This window comes from Sphingomonas degradans (assembly GCF_053502645.1).
In genome coordinates this window covers 3,366,905-3,386,212 of the sequence record NZ_CP177172.1, presented here as the reverse complement: position 1 = coordinate 3,386,212, position 19,308 = coordinate 3,366,905, and the positions used below count along the sequence as shown (strand labels likewise).

Genomic DNA, 19,308 nt, shown 5'->3' with positions numbered 1-19,308 from the left:
TTTAGGAACCACGTCGATCAGCGCAAATGTTGTGAAACATCTTGGGATCATCACGTCGCGAAAAAGATGAAATCTTTTGAGGGCGCGCTTATACGTCGTGCCGACGTCGCTTGTTTTAGTGTAAGTGAAGTGTCGCTATGGCGATCTACCACTTCTCGGCAAAGATCATCAGCCGCGCCAGCGGATCGTCGGCGCTGGCCACTGCTGCCTATCGCTCCGCTTCGCGGCTGCACGACCAGCGGTTGGATCGGCACCACGATTTCTCGAACAAGGCCGGCGTCGTGCATTCCGAAGTGCTGCTGCCGGACGGCGCGCCTGAGCATCTCGCCGATCGGGAGAATCTGTGGAATGCGGTTGAAGCCGTCGAGCTGCGCAAGGACGCGCAGCTTGCCCGCGAAATCGAATTCGCCATCCCACGCGAGCTGAACCAGGCTGAGGGCATTCGGCTGGCGCGGGAGTTCGTCCAAGCAGAATTCGTGGACCGAGGCATGGTCGCCGATCTCAATGTGCATTGGGATATCGGCGCCGACGGCGAGCCGAAGCCGCATGCACATGTCATGCTGGCGTTGCGCGAGGTGGATGTCGACGGGTTCGGCAAGAAGAACCGCGACTGGAACCGCACGGACCTGCTGGAGAAATGGCGCGAGCGCTGGGCTGGGCACGTCAATGCTCGGCTGGCCGAACTCGACATCGACGCGCGCGTCGATCATCGGTCGCTGGAAGCGCAGGGGATCGATCTGGAGCCGCAGCACAAGATCGGCCCGGCGGCAGCACGGATGGCCGAGCAGGGGCTCACGTCCGAGCGGCTGGAAGAACATCACGAGATTGCGCGCGCCAATGGTGAGAAGCTGCTCGCCAGTCCGGCGCTGGCGCTCGACGGGATCACTCGTACCCAGGCGACCTTCACCACGCGCGATCTGGCGATGTTCGTGCATCGCCATAGCGAAGGGAAGGAGCAGTTCGACCAGGTGATGGCGGCGGTGCGTGCGTCGCCCGAACTGGTGAAGCTCGGCAAGGACGGGCGCGGCGAAGACCGCTTCACCAGCCGCGACATGATCGAAACCGAAGCGCGGCTGGAACGCGCGACGGTGAAGCTCGATGCCAGTCGCGGGCATGGCATGGACGAACGGCATCGCAAGCTGGCGCTGGCCCGCGCCAAAATGCGCGGGCTGGTCCTGTCGAGCGAGCAGCGCAGCGCCTTCGATCATGTTACCAGTGGTAAGGATCTGGGTGTGGTCGTCGGCTATGCCGGCACTGGCAAATCAGCGATGCTCGGTGTTGCGCGGGAAGCGTGGGAAAGCGCGGGCTACCAGGTGCAAGGGCTGGCGCTGTCCGGCATCGCCGCCGAGAATCTGGAGAGCGGCTCTGGCATCGCGTCGCGCACCATTGCCAGCATCGAGCATCAATGGGGGCAGGGGCGCGAGTTGCTGACCGACAGGTCGATCCTCGTGATCGACGAAGCCGGCATGATCGGTTCGCGACAGATGGAGCGGGTGATCGCCGAAGCCGAAAAGCGCGGCGCCAAGGTCGTGCTGGTCGGTGATCCTGAGCAGTTGCAGGCAATTGAAGCGGGCGCCGCTTTCCGTTCGGTCGCCGAGCGGCATGGCGCGATCGAGATCACCGACATTCGTCGACAGCGCGAGGACTGGCAGCGGCTGGCGACCCGGCAACTCGCAACCGGCCGCACCGCCGAGGCGCTGGAGGCCTATTCGCAAGCCGGCATGATCATCGACTCGGAGACCAGAGTCGAGGCGCGAACGGCATTGATTGCGCGCTGGGATCGCGGGCGGATCGCCGATCCGGGCGCGTCGCGCATGATTCTCACCCACACCAACCAGGAATGCGATGAACTGAATGCGCTGGCTCGGGATGCGATGAAACGCAGTGGGGCGTTAGATACTGATATTGCCGTGGAAACCACCGGTGGAGAACGCTTGTTCGGGGCTGGCGACAGGGTCATGTTCCTGCGCAACGAACGCAGCCTGGGTGTGAAGAATGGTAGTCTCGGCACCATTGAACAGGTCAATCACGCCCGCATGGCCGTGCGGCTCGACGATGGCCGCCAGATCGCCTTCGACCACAAAAACTATGGCGATGTCGCCCATGGCTATGCGGCCACGATCCACAAGGCGCAGGGTGTCACCGTCGATCGCGTCCACGTGCTGGCGACGCCGGGGCTCGACCGGCACGCTGCATATGTCGCGCTGTCGCGGCACCGCGATGCGGTGCAGCTTCATTATGGCCGTGACGATTTCGCCGACCAGGGCAAGCTGGCCCGCACTCTGTCGCGCGATCGGCCGAAGGACAATGCCCTCGACTATGATGCCGCTGCCGAGCGCTTCGCCGCGCGGCGCGGTGTCGAGCGGTCGCGCATCCTCGATACGCTTGCCAAAGTGTCACTTACCGAACTCGAGCGCAGCGCGCCTGCACCGGCACGGCGCCGAAGCATGTTTGACGGGTTGCGGCTGTCCATCCCCGAGCCCGAACGGGTCCCAACCAAGCTGCGCTTCGATGGACTCAAGCTGTCGGTGCCAGCCGCGGCGGCCGAGGTGTCCGCAACGCAGAAGCTGGAGCGGGCGGTCGAAGGCTATGCACGTGCCGTGCAGGATGCAGGCCGCATGACCGGCCAGGGCCGGGCCCCGCTCGAAGTGCAGAAGGCGGCGCTTGCGCGCACCGCCAACGCCGTCAACGCGCTGCAACCCCATGGTGCGCGCGATCTTGACGCAGCATTCGAGCGGACGCCGGGTCTGGTCAGCGAAGCGGCCAATGGTCGCACCGCCAACGCCATTCGCCAGATGCAGCTGGAGGCCGACGTGCGCACCAATCCCGAGCTGCGCGCAGACCGGTTCGTCCAGGCCTGGCAACAGCTTCAGGCGCGTCGGGGCAAGCTGAGCGGGTGGGAGAATGAAGACAAGCGCGCCGGTGTCGAGAACGCCATGCGATCGATGGCGAAGGGGCTGGAGAAAGACCCGGCGCTAGGCGCCGCGCTCAGCCGCAGAGGCAGTCAGCTGCTCGGGCGGCAGTGGTCGCCTGAATGGGCGCCGGGCAGCCGGGATGGCGGTGTCAGCCGGGCGCTCGGCGACGATGCTCGCACGCGTTCGGTCATCCGCCAGCTCACCTTCTCGATCGATCGCGATCGGGGCCTTGGGATTGGCCTATAGCATGGGTATCCACGAACCTCCCGTAGAAGCGGACCAGACCGTCCAGGCGTTCAACGACATCTCGCGCAAGCTCGCCGGGCTGACCGCTGCGATTGACGGCTTTGCGGCCCGACAGCAGGAATTGCAGGCGCGAGATTACGGCCCAGACCTGGAGAAGATCCGCGACGGCTACGACAAGGTATGTGGCGCGATCAACACTCTCGCGAAGCGCCCGGCGATGACGTTGACGCCGCAGGACATCGCCAAGCAAATCGAATCGGCTGGCGCGCCGGGGCGTGCGGACGATCATCGCGCTTGGACCGGCGCCAACCATGCCCTGAGCAGCACAGTGCAAGAGCTGAAAGGGATGGTCGCGTCGGCCCATTCCGCGGAGACCCAGCAGCTGTGGATCGCGGGCGCAGCCGCTTTGGCACTGTTGGTGGGCTTCGCGTTTGGCACTGTCGTTCCATCGGTAATTGCTCAGCTCGCGCCAGAGGGCTGGCATTGGCCAGAGGAACAAGCTGCAGCAGTTCTGAGGCGCACACCTTGGGACGCGGGCGTTAGGCTCATGCAGGTCGCGAACCCGCAGCAGGCGCGTGCGCTGGCCGAGGCAGCGCGGATTTCGAAGGATAATGCTGACGTTCTTGAAGGGTGCCGGAAACGCGCAGAGCAGTTCAGAGTCACGGTAAAGTGCTCAATAGCTATTTCCGACGCTAGGCTCGATCGAAGATTTCCCTTCGTTGCCGCCAGTTAGAAAAGGCACATTCCGCCGCAAGATAGAAATGGCACAACCCGCTCGAGGCAGCGGGGGCTGCGTGGAGCCCTCCTCACAGCGCAGCGCTGCCCCCGCTGATGCCTCAACCTCCCGGCTCCTGTCCCCGGACCCGCTGCGCACGCAGCGGGCCCGGTCACACCGCCTCAACGATGGAGCTCGTGCTATCGGGTAAGGCGTTGAAGCTCTTGATCAGGAATGACGCGGCGCCTCGCTTTAAGCGAACGTTCACCAGCAGGTAACTGTTTTCATTTAGAGATCGTGATGGCTTCTGTCCGAAGTTTTACGCAACAGGTGGGGTTGGCTGTGCAATTGGGATCGATCCTTTCCGGTAACCTCTCGGCGTTGAGGCAAAACAGAACCTCGGTCGACGTGAAGGCGGCGGCGAGCTCTCCGGGGATCGAATCTAATCCGGCGAAGGCAATCGATACGCCGTCCCAGCCTGCCACGCCGAGCAAGTCACCCGCCGAAACTGCGAGAGAGAAAATCAACTCGGACTATAAGAAGGCTGAAGCTGAAGGGACACATATCGTCGACGATGTCGCCAACGGCGGACGTTTTCTTGATGTCTCTAAGTTAGATGATGAAGAACTCGCTTCTGTTGTGAATGGAAAGGGCTTTTCGGAAACGGAGAGCACCGCTGCGAAGGCCGAGTTTGGAACCAGAGTTAAGGCTACGCTGGCACCGTTCAGCAATAGCCCACGCGAGACGGCTATGGCCGTGAAGGCAATCTATCCGACGCTTAGCCCAGCTATCAGAAAGGCAATGGGCTGGAACGAATCGATGCTCGATATGGGTGAGCGGATCATAAAAGATCAGGGCGGCGCTCTGAGATCTGATGAAAGCGAAGCGTTTTTCAATAAGCTACGGCAAGCCGCTCGAGCTCGTGGCGGGCTCAAGTTCGACATCAGTCTCGTCAATCAGCCAGGTGCGTCGGTAAATCTCGTCGCTTAGACGGCTTTATTTATCAAGCGCTGGGTGACGGCTTCACCGGCGCGATACGTTTGAGCTTCGGCGTGCATAGCGTCCTGCGGTCGATCTTCGGTTCTGCCGGGGTAGGGACCGCGAACACGCCCACCGACTTCGAACTACGCACCGGCTCGCTGTTGTTCCGCTTGCGGTGGTGCGGCCTGGCCGCCTGCATCGCCTGCGCCATTGCGAGCGCCGCGCCGAGGCGCTTGTTCTCGACGATCTCGGCTTGGTTCACCCGCTGCATCTTGTCGTAAACCCGGTAGGGCAGGACGACCTCGCCGTGCCGCACCTCGATCCGGCCATCCGGGAACTCGCAGACATGGACGCGCTTGCGGGCCAGCGTTCGTGCCAGCGGCGTCGGCTCCAGGATGAACATTGCCTTATTGTAGTGGAGCGCCAGGGCGCCGGTGACCGAGCGCTCGACACGCCAGACCAGCTCCGCCTCGACATTCTCGTGTGCGGCCAGCGGGCGATGCGCGTCCCGCGGATCCGCCGGCACGCAGGCGAAGCGGGCATTGTGCTGGGCAAGGTACGAGGGGAGGAAGCGATTGGCTTGCGCGATACTGGAGACGCCCTCGAGCCGCATCGCCTTGACCAGCCTGTCCTGCAGCGTGCTGTTGGCGCGCTCGACCCGGCCCTTGGCCTGCGGCGAGTTGGCGCAGATGATCTCGATGTTGAGCGCGTCCAGGGCTCGGCCGAGATGCGTCATGCCGTCGCTGTCGGCCGCGGCGCGGTTGTTGCGGAACACGCTGTGCTTGTCCGAATAGAAGGCAATCGGCTTGCCGTGCCGCTCCAGATAGGTGCGGGTGGCCTGCATGTAGGAGAGGGCGGTTTCGGCCTCGGCCATCTCCAGGTGCATCAGCTCGCTGGTGGCGTCGTCGATATAGACCAGCAGGCTGCAGCGTGGGCCGCGACCCTCGAACCAGTCATGGTCCGAGCCGTCGACCTGGATGAGCTCGCCGCGGCGCTCGCGCCGGTTGCGGGTCTGGTGGAGTTTGGCGCGCTTGGCAGCCTTGGCCTTCCACAGGCCGGCGCCGATCATCAGCTGGCGCAGCGTCTCGTGCGAAAGCGTGATGCCGTGGCGCTCGGCCAGATACTCGGCCGCCAGTGTAGGACCGAAATCGGCATAGCGCTCGCGGACAATGTCGAGGACCTGCTCGCGAAAGGCATCGCTGAAACGCCGGTTGCTGGGGCGGCCGCGCTTGCGGGATACCAGGCCAGCGGCGCCGTCGGACCGTAATCGGCGCAGCAGCCGGTAGAGCTGGCTGCGCTCCAGCCTCAGCACCTGCATGGCCTCAGCGGGCCGAAGCTCGCCGCGGTCGAGCCGCATCAAGGTGTCGAACCGGGAGATCTCGGCATCGCTCATTGCCATCACCGCCATCGCTGCACGCCCTCATTTTCGAGAGCGTCCATGGACACGATCGGCTCAGCGGACGCACGCGTGTGCCATCTCTATTTTGCTGAGCTGTGCCATTTGTACGTTGCGCTTACACTCTGAAAAATTTCAGCGAACGAAAGGCTTAGTTATGTTTACCTGCGGCAGCTCGTCGCGCGTCGCGGGCGCCACATCGATTTCACAAGAACTTGGGGTATCATCAGGGGTGCCATACCCCACGAGCTGACATTTATCTATATAAATCAAGCGATTATAAAGCGTGCGGTCTCTGAAAAGATCCTGCCCCCGCAACCAACACACAAAACCGCTTCAGCAACACGCTGAGGCGGATTTTTTTTGCCCGCGCCAGACCGGCGCACACGCGCCGCCGCCGCCGCGCAACCGCCAGATCCAAGAGCCCGGCACCATCCGCACCCGTCGCGCTTCGGCTTTCCGCCAAGCTTCTCGCTCGCGTGGCCGCGATCCGAAGCCGATGGGAGGTTGTCAGACCGGAAGCGGTGCTGCCGGGTTGACGAGACCTGCCTCGCGCATGTCGGCCCAGAACGCCGCCGGGACCACTGCGTCGAATGCAGCGCGGTCTTCCGCGATCCGCTCCGGTCGGCTTGCGCCCGGTATGATCGCGGCGACGGCGGGATTGGCGAGCGAGAACTGCAGGCCGGCCGCCTTCATGGACACGCCGTGGCGATCGGCGATCGTCTTGATTGCCGCTACCTTCGCCAGCACTTCCGGGGACGTGGGCGCATATTCGAAGTTGGGTCCCCCGACGAGCGCCCCCGAGCTGTACGGGCCGCCCACGACGACACCCAGCCCGCGCGCCTGCACCTTGGGCATCAGCCGCTGCAGCGCGCGATCGTGATCGAGCAGCGTGTAGCGGCCGGCGAGCAGGAAGGCGTTGGGTTGCGGCTCGTCGAGGTCCAGCAGGATCTCGATAGGCTCGACCTTGTTGACCCCGAGGCCCCATGCCCTGATCACGCCTTCGTCGCGCAGGCGATCCAGCGCGCGGAACGCGCCGGTGCGGGCTTCCTCGAACCGGGCGATCCACTGGTCGCCCCAGAAATCCTGCGCGAGATCGTGCACGAACACGATTTCGACATGGCTGGTCTGGAGCCGGGTGAGGCTGTCCTCGATCGATTTCAGGGTCGCGTCATAGCCATAGTCGTTGACCATCTTGTTCGGGCGACCATGGGCGAACACGCCGCCCTTTTCGCCATTGTCGCGCAATGTCGCGTCTTCGACGTCGTCCAGCACGACGCGGCCGACCTTGGTGCTGAGCACATAGTCGCCCCGCGGCTTGCCCTTCAGCGCCTCGCCCATGCGCAGCTCGGCGAGACCTGCGCCGTAGAAGGGCGCATTGTCGAAATAGCGAATACCCGCGTCCCAGGCGGCGGTGACGGTTTCCAGCGCTTCTTCTTCCGGGATCGCCCGGAACATGTTGCCGAGCGGTGCGGCGCCAAAGCCGAGCTTGCCGTGCAGGATAGAATCGAGTGCCATGTCGGGTCCTTTGGTGACGGGGTTGGCGGTGGGCCCGCTAGATTGTTGGTTCGCAATCCATCCGTCGCTTCCGGGACTGGACCGCAACCTCATCCCAGTTTGGGCAATCGCTCCAGATGCTTGTCCAGCGTCAGCGGGTATTCGCGGAGCCGCACCCCCGTTGCGTTGTACATCGCGTTCGCGACCGCAGCGCCGACGCCGCACAGACCCAGCTCACCGACGCCCTTGGCCTTCATCGGCGAGGTCTTGTCGTCGGCACCCTCCAGGAAAATCACCTCCTGGTGCGGAATGTCGGCATGGACCGGGACTTCATAGCCGGCCAGGTCGTGATTGACGAAGAAGCCGAAGCGCGTGTCGACCGCCAGTTCCTCCATCAGCGCGCCACCGACGCCCATGGTCATCGCGCCGATCACCTGGCTGCGTGCCGTCTTGGGATTGAGGATGCGGCCCGCATCGCACACGGCAAGCATCCGCCGCACGCGCGTCTCGCCGGTATAGGCGTCCACCCCGACTTCGACGAAATGCCCGGCGAAGGTCGATTGCTGGAACTTCCTGGCGAGGTCGCCATACTCCATCATGTCCACCGCGACGATCTCGCCCTCGCGCGCCGCGTCGGCAAGCGGGACGCTGCGTCCGCCGCTGGAGACCCGCCCGTCCGCGAACGCGACGTCGGCGGAGTTGAACCCCAGCCGCTGCGCCACCGTATCGCGCAGCCGCACACAGGCCGCATAGACGCCCGCCGTCGCGCTGTTGCCGCCCCATTGGCCGCCCGAGCCCGCAGAAACGGGAAAGGCGGAATCGCCCAGCGTCACGCGGACACGGTCCAGGTCGACGCCCATCATCTCGGCCGCAGTCTGCGCCAGGATCGTGTAGCTGCCGGTGCCGATGTCGGTCATGTCGGTCTCGACCGTCACGATTCCCTGCGGGTCCAGCCGCACGCGCGCGCCCGATCGCATGTTCATATTGTTGCGGAACCCCGCGGCCACGCCCATGCCGACAAGCCAACGGCCGTCGCGCACCTGTGCGGGCTTGGGGTTGCGGCGCGACCAGCCAAAGCGTTCCGCACCGGTGCGCAGGCATTCGACCAGCCGGCGCTGCGAATAGGGGCGGTCGGGCTTTTCGGGATCGACCTGAGTGTCGTTCAGGATGCGGAATGCAACGGGGTCCATGCCCAGCTTTTCCGCCATTTCGTCCATCGCGATTTCCAGGACCATCAGCCCCGGTGCCTCGCCCGGCGCGCGCATGGCGTTGCCCTCGGGCAGGTCCAGTTCCGCCAGCCGCATGAAGGTCTGGCGGTTGGCGCCGGCGTAGAGGAGCTTGGTCTGGGAGACGGCGGTTTCCGCGTCGCCACCGGGCAAATTGCCCGACGCGCTTTCGTGCGCGATCGCGGTCAGCTTGCCATCGCGTGTCGCGCCCAGCCGGACGCGCTGGATCGTCGCCGGGCGATGCGTCGTGTTGTTGGCGATCTGGGGGCGTGCCAGCATCACCTTGACCGCGCGCTTCGCCGCGCGGGCGCCCACCGCCGCCAGCACCGCATCGGCGCGCAGGAACAGCTTCCCGCCGAAGCCGCCGCCGATATAGGGCGAATCGACGCGGACATTCTCCAGCTTCATCCCGAATGCCTGGGCAAGCTCGCGGCGGTTCCACGCGATCATCTGGTTCGAGGTCCAGATGGTGAGCTTCTCGCCTTCCCACGCCGCGATGGTCGCGTGCGGCTCCATCATCGCATGACTCTCGTCGGGCGTGGAATAATGCTGGTCCAGCGTCACCGGCGCGGCGGCAAAGGCGGCGTCGAAGTCGCCGGTCTCGTCGATCTTGCCGCCCTCCAGCGGGGCGTTCGGCGCCTCCTTGGCGAGGTCGAACTTGCCGGAGGCGCGGACATACTCGACCCGGACGAGCGCAGCAGCGGCGCGCGCCTGCTCAAAGGTTTCGGCGACCACCACGGCGACTGCCTGGTGATAATGCTCGACCTGCGCCCCGCCGAACAGGGCCGCCGTGTTCATGCTGCCTTTCATCGGCTTGTCGATGTCCAGCGCGGTTACCACGGCGAGCACGCCCGGTGCGCGCTTGGCCTGGGCGGTATCGATGCTCTTGATCCGGCCCTTCGCGATCGCGCTGGCGACCATGTGGCCATAGGCGGCACCCGGCGCGACATCGTGGCGTTCATAGGCATAGGGTGCCCGGCCGGTCGCCTTGAGCGGGCCGTCGATGCGGTCATGGGGGCGGCCCACGACCTTCATCTGGTCGATCGGGTTGGTGCCTGCGGGCGTATCGAACTTCATGGATCAGCGCTCCACTTGGGCAAGGACGGAGGCGAGGGTGCGTTCGGCCAGCGTGACCTTGAACGCATTGTCCGGGGTGGGGCGTGCGCCGGCGAAGGCGCCTGCCGCGACGGCGCGCGCGCCTTGGGGCATCGCCGCCTCCGCCGCCTCGACGCGCCACGGCCTGTGCGCGACGCCCCCGAAGGCGACCCGGCCGGAACCGTCCTTTTGAATCACCGCCGCCACCGATACCAGGGCAAAGGCGTAGGAGGCGCGGTCGCGGACCTTCTGGTAGAAATGCTGCCCGCCGATGGGGCGGGGCAGGACCACCGCCGTGATGAGTTCGCCGCGTTCGAGCACATTGTCGCGATGCGGCGTGTCACCAGGCAGCGTGTGGAAATCGGCCATCGGGATGGCGCGCGTGGCGCCGTCGGCCTTCACGGTTTCCACCGTCGCGTCCAGCAGCCGCATCGCAATCGCCATGTCGCCGGGATAGGTGGCGATGCACTGGTCGCTCGATCCGATCACGGCCAGCTGTCGGCTGATCCCGCCGATCGCGGCACAGCCCGAACCCGGCTGGCGTTTGTTGCACGCCTGGTTGGTGTCGTAGAAATAGGGGCAGCGCGTCCGCTGGAGCAGATTGCCGGCGGTCGTCGCCTTGTTGCGCAGCTGGCCGCTGGCGCCTGCCACGATCGCGCGCGTCAACACGCCATAGTCGCGCCGTACGCGGTCATCCGACGCAAGGCGCGTGTTGCTGACCAGCGCGCCGATCCGCAGCCCGCCGTCCGACATCTTCTCGATCTGGTCGAGGCCCAGATCCTGGACGTCGACCAGATGCGTCGGCGTCTCGATCTCCAGCTTCATCAGGTCGAGCAGATTGGTGCCGCCCGCCAGGAACTTGGCGCCGGGAGTGCGCGCGACGATCGCTGCGGCCTGGGCGGGGGAGGTCGCCCGTTCATAAGTGAACGCCCTCATGCCCGCTTCTCCGCCACTTCGGCCATCGCCTCGGCAATGTTGGAATAGGCGCCACATCGGCAGATGTTGCCGCTCATCCGCTCGCGCATCTCGATATTGGTCGGCTTGGGCGCGCGGGTGATGTCCGCCTGGACATGGCTGGGTACGCCGCGCTTGATCTCGTCGAGCACCGCGACTGCCGAGCAGATCTGGCCGGGCGTGCAATAGCCGCACTGGAACCCGTCATGCTTGACGAACGCCGCCTGCATCGGATGCAGCTTGTCGGGCGTGCCCAGCCCTTCGATCGTGGTGATCCGGTCGCCCTGATGCTGGACGGCGAGGCTGAGACAGGCATTGATCCGATCGCCATTGACGATGACGGTGCACGCCCCGCACTGGCCGTGGTCGCACCCCTTTTTGGTGCCCGTCAGGTGCAGATGCTCGCGCAGCGCATCGAGCAGCGTCGTGCGGGTATCGAGCGTGAGCGTATGCGGCTGGCCGTTCACGTCGAACGCGACCTTCGCCATGGCGGTGGAGGTCGGGTCGGGCAGCGGCGGCGCGCCGACGGCGGGAACCGCAGCCGCGGCGGCGGACGCCGTGCCGACGACGAGAACGCCGCGACGCGAGAGGGAAAGCGGGTCTGTCGCCATGTCGTGGTTCCTTGCGCCGATCCGCGCCAACCTGCCCGAAATCGCATAGCCTGAACAAACGTTCATTTCTTCGAACTGATCCCAGGGTAGCGGATTTCTTACGCCTTACCCATGCGCCTCTTCGGCTTCAGCGCAGATCGTCCAGCGCGGTACAGATATGGTAGAGCGAGCTTGCCGGCATGTGATCGACCAGCGCGCCGCCCTGCGCGTCCACGCGGTCGATCCAGCCCCCCGGCGTCGCGCTGGCGAAGAATGCGGGCCATGCCGCCGCCAGTACGGCGCCGATGCCGCCCTGCCGGACGGCGCGCCCCTGCGGCGTGTTCAGCGCCTTTGCCGCCTCCATCGCGGGCCATAGCCGGCAGCTTGCCGCCGCCGGTGCGTCCGGCCCCATCGCGTCGACAATGCGCCCGCGCGCATCGATGCCGCGCAGGCCGCTGCGCACCAGCCGCTCGATCCGGGCGTCCATCGCGGTGCCGGTCATCGCCGCATGGCGCGCGAGCAGCCAGGCCCATTCGAAATGATGCCCCGGCTCGAACGTGCGCCGGGGGTTCAGCGGGGTCCAGTCCGCGTCGTAATATTCGGACAGCACATCGTCCTCGGCAGAGAAGAAGCGCCGGTCGAACAAGGCGAGCATCGCCGCGATATGCGGCGTGAAATCGCCACAGGCGCCGCCCGCTTGCAGGGCAAGGAACGCTTCGAGCAGGTGCATGTGCGGGTTCTGGCGGCGGGGCAGCGCGTCGGCGGGCCATTGTTCGGCATAGCCGCCGGCGGGGTGGGCCAGTTCGCGATCCAGGAAGGCCATCGTCTCATGCACCAGCGCGATGCGGCGCGGGGTGGGGGCAAGGGCAATCAGGCTGGCGAGCGCGAGCAGGACAAAGGCATGGGCATACAGGTCGCGCCGATCATCGACGCGCGCGCCCTGGCGGGTGCAGGAAAACGCCCAGCCGCTGCGGCCATCGGAGTCGCAATAGTGCCGGATCATCGCATCGCCTGCGCGCTCGGCCAGTTCCGCCCCGCCGGGAAACCAGCCGTTGCGCGCGGCGGTGGCAAAGACGAAGATCTGGCGCGCCTGCACCATCACTCGCCGGGGCACGTCGCGCTGGGGCGTGCCGTCCAGCGAGAGCCGCTCGACAAAGCTGTCGCTGTCCCGGTCGAATCCGACGTCGCTCCACAGCGGCAGGGCCGTCGTGCGCAGCCAGTCGATCCAGAAGCCCGGCGACGAGGGTGTCATGCGCGGTCCAGGATGCGCGTCACGAACGCGTCGAGATCGCCCCCGGTGAACAGGAAGCCCGCGATCCCGGCCCGCGTGGCGGCCTCCACGTCGCTGGCCTTGTCGCCGATCAGGAAGCTGCCGGCGCGATCGATGCGATGCGTTGCGGTCAGGCGCTCGATCATGCCCGGCGCGGGTTTCCGGCAATCGCAGGCAAGGGCATAGCGCGCCACGCTGCCGTCGGGATGATGGGGGCAATAGGCGAAGGCATCGATCCGCGCCGGTGGCGGCAAGGCGGCCTGCATGGCCGCATGCACGCGGTCCACGGCCGCTTCCTCGAAATAGCCGCGCGCGACGCCGGACTGGTTGGTGACCACGAACAGCCGGTATCCCTGCGCCGCCAGCCGCGCCAACGCCTGCTGCGCGCCGTCGACCCAGCGCATGTCGGCGGGGTCGGACAGATAGCCGGTGTCGACGATCAGCACGCCGTCACGGTCGAAGAACGCCGCCCGCGCGCCGGGGCTATCTGCCGGTTCTGAAGGGAGTATGTCGCCCAGGGCCATTTTTTCCGTTCATTGCGCTATCGGTTCGTTGAACAAGCCGGTCGATCACTGATAGACAAGCGCATTGCTTTGGCAATCGGTAGGGGAGAGCGGGAGTGTCGATGGGCAATCATATGGGCGTTGTGCCTTGATGCGCATCGGTAAACTACTTGCCGCCCTGTTCCTGATCCTCGCCGGCAATGCCGCAGCCACGCGGTCCGGCGCGCCGGAAATTGTCCGCAAGGCGGGTTGGAACTGGGCAGTCATTCCCGCCGGGGACTTCGATCTCGCGTCTGCCCGGCGCCCGGTCGGCGCGCGTTCGGATGTTCTCACCGTGTATATCGAAGGCGATGGCTTCGCCTATGCCTCGCCCGGCCGTCGCGCGATGGACCCGACGCCCACCGATCCGCTGGCGTTGCGGCTGGCCTTGCAGCATCCCGGCGGCGGCGCGGTCGCGTGGCTGGCCCGGCCCTGCCAATATGGCCCGCGCGCGCGCAATTGTCGCAGCGATTACTGGAGCATCGCGCGCTATGCCCCGGAAGTGATCGACAGTGCGGGCGCGGCGCTGGATCGGCTGAAGGCGGAGACCGAGGGCGCGACCCGGCTGATCCTGGTCGGCTATTCGGGGGGCGGGGCGCTCGCGGCGCTGCTGGCGGAGCGGCGGCAGGACGTGGCGGGGCTGGTGACGGTGGCCGCCAATCTCGATGTCGCCGCCTGGGTACAGGCGCATGGCCTGACGCCGCTGTCGCGATCGATCGATCCGGCCGTCGATGCCGCTCGGTTGTCGCGCATGCCACAGGTCCATTTTGTCGGCGCGCGCGATCGGATCGTCGGGGCGGAGATCGCCCGCAGCTTTGTCGCGCGCATGGCGGCGGATGCCCCGGCGACGATAACGCTGGTGCCCGATCAGGAGCACGGCTGCTGCTGGGCGAAGCAGTGGCCCGCACTTGCCGCCGATCCCGCGGTGCTGCGGATCGCCGGCTGGCGGAGCGCTCCGCGATGACTGCCATGCCCATCGGAAACTCGCGCCCGCACGTCCTGGTGGTCGGCGATGCGATGATCGACCGCTATATCATCGGCGACACCAGCCGCATCTCGCCCGAAGCGCCGGTGCCGGTCGTGAAGGCCGGGCGGGAAGAGATGCGCGCGGGCGGCGCTGCGAACGTCGCGGCGAACGTCGCCGGGCTGGGCCCGCGCTGCAGCCTGCTCACCATCCGGGGCGACGACGGCGCGGGCGAGGATCTGGCCGGCTTGATGGCGGCGCACGGCGTCGCGTTCGACGGCGTCATCGATCCGGGCCAGCGGACGACGCAGAAGACTCGCCTGATTTCGGGCGTCCAGCAGATTGCGCGCATCGACCAGGACGGCGGCGCCAGCGACGCGGCGCGGCAGGAGCTGGCGCGCCGGTTCGAGGCGAGCCTGGACGGAGTCGCGGCGGTGATCTTCTCCGATTACGACAAGGGCGCGCTCGCTGATCTTCCCGCGCTGCTCGCGATTGCCCGCCGACGCGGCGTGCCGAGCTTTGTCGATCCCAAGGCGGCCGACCCCAAGCGCTATGCCGGCGCGTTCCTGCTCAAGCCCAATGCCAGCGAGTTCCACGCGCTGTTCGGCGAATGCCCCGAGGAGCGGATCGCCGAGCATGCCCGATCGGCGCTGGCCGCGCTGGGCCTGGAATATATCGTCGTCACGCGCGGCGCGAAGGGGATCATGCTGGTGTCGCGCGGCGGCGACGTGGTGGACCACCCGACCGAGGCGCTCGAAGTCTTCGACGTGACCGGCGCGGGCGATACCATCATCGCCGCGCTGGTGGCCGGCATCGTCGAGGGGCTGCCGATCGCCGCCGCGGTCGACCGGGCGAACCTGGCAGCGAGCATCGCGGTGTCGCGGCCGGGCACCTATGTGGTCACGCGCGCCGATCTGGACGAGCGGCTGCATCGGCGCAGCCATTCGATGACCAAGCTGGTGCCGCTGCCGCTGCTGGCCGCCCGGCTCGATCATGCACGGGCCGGCGGCGCGCGCATCGTCTTTACCAACGGGTGTTTCGACGTGCTCCACGCCGGGCATGTCCGCCTGCTCGATCTGGCCCGGCGCAAGGGCGACGTGCTGGTCGTGGGGCTCAATTCGGACGAGTCGGTACGGCGGCTGAAGGGGCCGCAACGCCCGGTGAACGCGCTTGTCGACCGCGCAGAAGTACTTAGTGGTCTGGCGGCGGTGGATCATGTCGTTCTGTTCGAGGAGGATACGCCGCTGGAATTGATCCGCGCCATCCGCCCCGACGTGCTGGTCAAGGGGGGTGATTATGATGCGGATACCATCGTCGGCGCCGATATCGTCCGCGCGGGTGGGGGAGAGGTGTGCATCGCGCCCTTGCTGGCGGGGCGATCGACGACAGCGATCCTTGCGGCGCTTGATCGGTGATGACGCCCGGAAATGGGGCTTGGAACAGGGGGGATGGATGACAGTGTACTCCAGTGAAAGCCGCGCGCGCGGGCGCCGGACGGCACCCGTTCCTCCTTTCATCGCTTCGTCGGATCGATCGCCCCTATGACCACCCAACAGAACATCTCCGTCGAACAGGCGATCCAGCAGGCGCATGCCCATTGGAATGCCGGGCAGGTCGATCAGGCGGAACGGCTGTGCCAGCAGGTGCTGGCGATGTGGCCGGGCCATTCGGATGCATCGCACCTGATGGGGCTGATGGCGCACGCCTATGGCAATCTGGACCTTGCGATCGATCATCTGCGCAACGCCTGCCAGTCGCCGCGCGTGCCCGCCATCTACCTCAGCAATCTGGCCGAGATGTCGCGCCAGGCGGGCCAGCTCGCCGAAGCCGAACAGGCCGCGCGCCGGGCCGTGGCGATGGACACCATGCTGGTAGCGGCGTGGAACAACCTGGGCATCATCCTGCAGGAATCGGGCAAGCTGGAAGAGAGCCTGACCTGCCTCCAGCGCGTCGCCGCGCTCCAGCCCGATTATGCGGAGGCGCACAACAATCTGGGCAACACGCTGAAACGGCTGGGGCGGCTGGACCAGGCACGGGCCGAGTATGAGGAGGCGCTAAAGCTCGCGCCTCTCTATGCCGAGGCGCACAGCAACCTTGCCAACCTGCTCAACGATCTGGGGCATCCCGACGAAGCGCTGGCGGCGGCGCGGCGCGCCATCGATACCAATCCCCGCCTGTCCGATGCCTATATCAACGCGGCGGCCGTCGAAGTGGCGCGCGATCGGTATGAGGATGCGCTGCGCTGGGTCGATGCGCTGCTGGTCTCCACGCCGCTGCACGTCGGCGCGCTGGGCGTGCGGGCGACGGTGTTGCGCCGGCTGGGGCGGCTGGACGAGGCGCTGGCCGATGCCCGGCGCGCAGTGACGGCGGCGCCCGACAATGGCGAGGCGCAGAATATCCTGGGCGAAGTGCTGCAGGCGCAGGACAAGGTCGACGAGGCGCTCGCCGCGTTCGATCGCGCGGCCCAGTCGATCGGCCTGGCGCCGGAAAAGGCGCTGGTGAACCGGGGCATCCTGCACATGGAGCAGGGCGACAAGGCGGGGGCGGAGGCCGTGTTCCGCGACGTGCTGGCCCGGTTCCCGCGCTCTGCCTCGGCATGGTTCAACCTGGCCGACCTGCACCGCTTCGCCCCCGGCGACCCCGGCATCGCGGCGATGGAAGCGCTGCTCGCCTCGGGCGCGGTGCAGAGCCGGAGCGATCGCACGGCGCTGTACTTCGCGATCGGCAAGGCATGGCTGGACGCCGGCGATGCCGAACGCGCCTTCACCTATCTGGACGAAGGCAATCGCCAGAAGCGCGCGACCTTTGCCTATGATGCCGGGGCCATCGATGCCTGGTTCACCAGCATCATCGCTGCCTTCCCGGCGGAGATGTTCCAGCGGCCAAGGGCGGCGACGCCGGACAGCGAGCAGCCGGTGTTCGTGCTCGGCATGCCGCGATCGGGCACGACGCTGATCGAACAGATCCTGGCCTCGCACCCGGCGACGGTGGGCGCGGGCGAGCTGGCGACGCTGCAGACGCTGGTCAACCAGTCGGGCGGCTACCCCGCGATCGCCGCGCAGCTGACGCCGGAGAACGAGGCGCTGTTCGGCCGGCACTATCTGGATGCCATCCGCCCGCTGATCGGCAACCATCGTCGCCTGATCGACAAGATGCCGTCCAACTTCATCTTCGCCGGGTTGATCCACCGGACCCTGCCCGATGCGCGCATCGTCCACGTCCGGCGGGATGCGGCCGATACCTGCCTGTCGTGCTATACCAAGCTGTTCACGCGCGAGCAGTTGTTCAGCTATGATCAGGCGGAACTGGCCGGGTTCTACAACAATTATGCCCGGCTCATGGCGCATTGGCGCGCGGTTCTGCCGGCGGATCGCTTCATCGAAGTCGATTACGAGGATGTCGTCGCCGATCTGGAGACCCAGTCACGCCGCCTGATCGATTTCTGCGGGCTGGAGTGGGACGCCGCCTGCCTTGATTTCCACCAGACCGCGCGGACGATCCGTACCGCCAGCATCAACCAGGTGCGCAGCCCGCTCTATGCCAGCAGCATCGGGCGCTGGCGGTCCTATGCACCCTATCTGCGCCCGCTGCTTGCGGGGCTGGGCATCGATCCCGATGCGCCGGCGGCGGAAGCGGCTGCCCCTGCGCGCAAGCCCGCGGCGAAGCGCAGCAAGAAGCCGGTGGGTGCCCATTGAGCAGCGCTACCCAGCCCGGGAAGGACTTCGAGGATCGGGCCCGCGCGCTGCTAGCGGAAGGACGCGGCGTCGAGGTTGAGGCGATGATCCGCCCGTTGCTGGTCAACGGAAGCGGACCGATCGTGCTGTGGGCGATGTTGGCGCAGGCCTATCGCGTGCAGGGGCGCGTGGCAGAGGCGCGGCCGATCCAGGAAATGCTGGTCGATGCGCTGCCGGGGCATCTGCCGACGCGCTTCGACTTGTCGGAAACGCTGTTGCTGCTCGGCGATTTCGAGCGCGGCTGGCGCGAATATGGCTATCGCTACAGCCTGGCCCACACCACGCGCATCGAGCGCAAGGTCCAGCGCCCGCGCTGGGATGGGCGCCCGATCCCCGGCCAGACGCTGCTGATCCATGACGAGCAGGGCTATGGCGACACGTTCCAGTTCATGCGGATGGTCGCCTGGGCCAAGGAACGCAGCCAGGCGCAGGTGGTGCTGGAAATCAACCACGAAATGGCCAGCATCGCGCGCCGCATGCCGGGATTCGACGCGATAACGCTGCGCGGCGAGCTGCCGCCGCCTTTCCATGTCCATTGCGAGATGATGAGCCTGCCGATGGCGATGGGGCTCAAGCTGAGCGACCTGCCCGGCGATCCGATGCCGTATCTGACCGCGCTGCCCGATCGCCGCGCGGTCTGGCGCGAGCGGTTGGCGCGCTATCCGGGGTTCAAGGTCGCGTGCCTGTGGGCCGGGCGGCCGACGCATATGAACGATGCCAACCGCTCGATCGCGCTGGCAACGCTTGCCCCGCTGGCGCAGGAGGGCGTGACCTTCTTCTCGATCCAGAAGGGCCCGACCGAGGGGGATGCGGCCAACCCGCCGCCGGGAATGAACCTGGTCAACCTGAGCCCGGACATCGGCGATTTCGAAGATACCGCCGCAATATTGGCGGAAGTCGACTTGCTGATTTCGATAGACAGTTCACCGGTGCATCTTGCCGGCGCGCTCGGTCGTCCTGCGTGGGTGATGTTGCCCCTGCTGCCGGACTGGCGCTGGCTGCAAGGTCGCAACGACACACCCTGGTATCCCTCTGTCCGGCTATTCCGTCAGACGGAATGGGGAAGATGGGACGAAGTTGTCTCCAGAGTTGCAACTGCACTCAAAGAAGAGAAAATTCGCCAGAAATAGAGCGCCGTCCACTACGGGAAAATACAATGCCCAAAAAGGCGAAAATGGCCCGG

At 66.3% G+C, this 19,308-nt stretch carries 14 protein-coding genes; 7 read left to right on the top strand and 7 right to left on the bottom strand.

Translation table 11 applies throughout. The features are described from left to right. Positions 1-137: 137 nt before the first annotated feature. The 3 genes from traA (at position 138) to ACG3SL_RS15375 (ending at position 4,866) form a co-directional block, all read left to right on the top strand. The gene (gene traA / locus ACG3SL_RS15385) at positions 138-3,161 is read left to right on the top strand and encodes a Ti-type conjugative transfer relaxase TraA (protein ID WP_448662053.1); all 3,024 of its coding nucleotides are present in this window, start codon (positions 138-140) and stop codon (positions 3,159-3,161) included. Between the two features lies 1 nt (position 3,162). Continuing rightward, positions 3,163-3,894 (top strand): DUF6118 family protein, encoded by a 732-nt coding sequence (locus tag ACG3SL_RS15380; RefSeq protein ID WP_448662052.1) that lies wholly within the window; start codon positions 3,163-3,165, stop codon positions 3,892-3,894. A 216-nt stretch (positions 3,895-4,110) separates the two neighbouring features. Then, positions 4,111-4,866, top strand: a complete 756-nt coding sequence (locus tag ACG3SL_RS15375; protein WP_448662051.1) for a hypothetical protein — start codon at positions 4,111-4,113, stop codon at positions 4,864-4,866. A gap of 13 nt (positions 4,867-4,879) precedes the next feature. On the opposite strand, the gene ACG3SL_RS15370 is transcribed toward ACG3SL_RS15375, so the two are convergent. The 7 genes from ACG3SL_RS15370 to ACG3SL_RS15340 form a co-directional block, all read right to left on the bottom strand. Further along, positions 4,880-6,265: an ISNCY family transposase gene (locus ACG3SL_RS15370; RefSeq protein ID WP_448662050.1), complete on the bottom strand. Its 1,386-nt coding sequence runs from the start codon at positions 6,263-6,265 to the stop codon at positions 4,880-4,882. Between the two features lie 498 nt (positions 6,266-6,763). After that, positions 6,764-7,771: an aldo/keto reductase gene (locus tag ACG3SL_RS15365; RefSeq protein WP_448662049.1), complete on the bottom strand. Its 1,008-nt coding sequence runs from the start codon at positions 7,769-7,771 to the stop codon at positions 6,764-6,766. A gap of 89 nt (positions 7,772-7,860) precedes the next feature. Next, a complete protein-coding gene (gene paoC / locus ACG3SL_RS15360; protein WP_448662048.1) occupies positions 7,861-10,053 on the bottom strand; it encodes an aldehyde oxidoreductase molybdenum-binding subunit PaoC in 2,193 nt (730 codons plus the stop codon). A 3-nt stretch (positions 10,054-10,056) separates the two neighbouring features. Further along, positions 10,057-11,007 carry an FAD binding domain-containing protein gene (locus ACG3SL_RS15355; protein WP_448662047.1) on the bottom strand — a complete coding sequence of 317 codons (951 nt, stop codon included), beginning with the start codon at positions 11,005-11,007 and terminating at the stop codon, positions 10,057-10,059. After that, complete coding sequence (paoA, locus tag ACG3SL_RS15350) at positions 11,004-11,636, bottom strand: aldehyde dehydrogenase iron-sulfur subunit PaoA (protein ID WP_448662046.1); 633 nt, start codon at positions 11,634-11,636, stop codon at positions 11,004-11,006. The genes ACG3SL_RS15355 and paoA overlap by 4 nt, the downstream gene beginning before the upstream one ends. Before the next feature lie 127 nt (positions 11,637-11,763). Beyond that, positions 11,764-12,867, bottom strand: a complete 1,104-nt coding sequence (locus ACG3SL_RS15345) for an AGE family epimerase/isomerase (protein ID WP_448662045.1) — start codon at positions 12,865-12,867, stop codon at positions 11,764-11,766. Then, on the bottom strand, positions 12,864-13,409 hold the full coding sequence (locus tag ACG3SL_RS15340; RefSeq protein ID WP_448662044.1) for a D-glycero-alpha-D-manno-heptose-1,7-bisphosphate 7-phosphatase: 546 nt from the start codon (positions 13,407-13,409) through the stop codon (positions 12,864-12,866). Before ACG3SL_RS15340 ends, ACG3SL_RS15345 begins: the two co-directional genes overlap by 4 nt. A 130-nt stretch (positions 13,410-13,539) precedes the next feature. Here ACG3SL_RS15340 and ACG3SL_RS15335 point away from each other — a divergent pair, with 130 nt between their 5' ends. The 4 genes from ACG3SL_RS15335 (at position 13,540) to ACG3SL_RS15320 (ending at position 19,255) form a co-directional block, all read left to right on the top strand. After that, a complete protein-coding gene (locus ACG3SL_RS15335; protein WP_448665143.1) occupies positions 13,540-14,391 on the top strand; it encodes a dienelactone hydrolase family protein in 852 nt (283 codons plus the stop codon). Beyond that, positions 14,388-15,806 (top strand): D-glycero-beta-D-manno-heptose 1-phosphate adenylyltransferase, encoded by a 1,419-nt coding sequence (gene rfaE2 / locus ACG3SL_RS15330; protein ID WP_448662043.1) that lies wholly within the window; start codon positions 14,388-14,390, stop codon positions 15,804-15,806. Before ACG3SL_RS15335 ends, rfaE2 begins: the two co-directional genes overlap by 4 nt. A 126-nt stretch (positions 15,807-15,932) precedes the next feature. Continuing rightward, on the top strand, positions 15,933-18,086 hold the full coding sequence (locus ACG3SL_RS15325; protein ID WP_448662042.1) for a sulfotransferase: 2,154 nt from the start codon (positions 15,933-15,935) through the stop codon (positions 18,084-18,086). Beyond that, on the top strand, positions 18,083-19,255 hold the full coding sequence (locus tag ACG3SL_RS15320; protein WP_448662041.1) for a glycosyltransferase family 9 protein: 1,173 nt from the start codon (positions 18,083-18,085) through the stop codon (positions 19,253-19,255). The genes ACG3SL_RS15325 and ACG3SL_RS15320 overlap by 4 nt, the downstream gene beginning before the upstream one ends. The last annotated feature ends 53 nt before the right edge of the window (positions 19,256-19,308 follow it).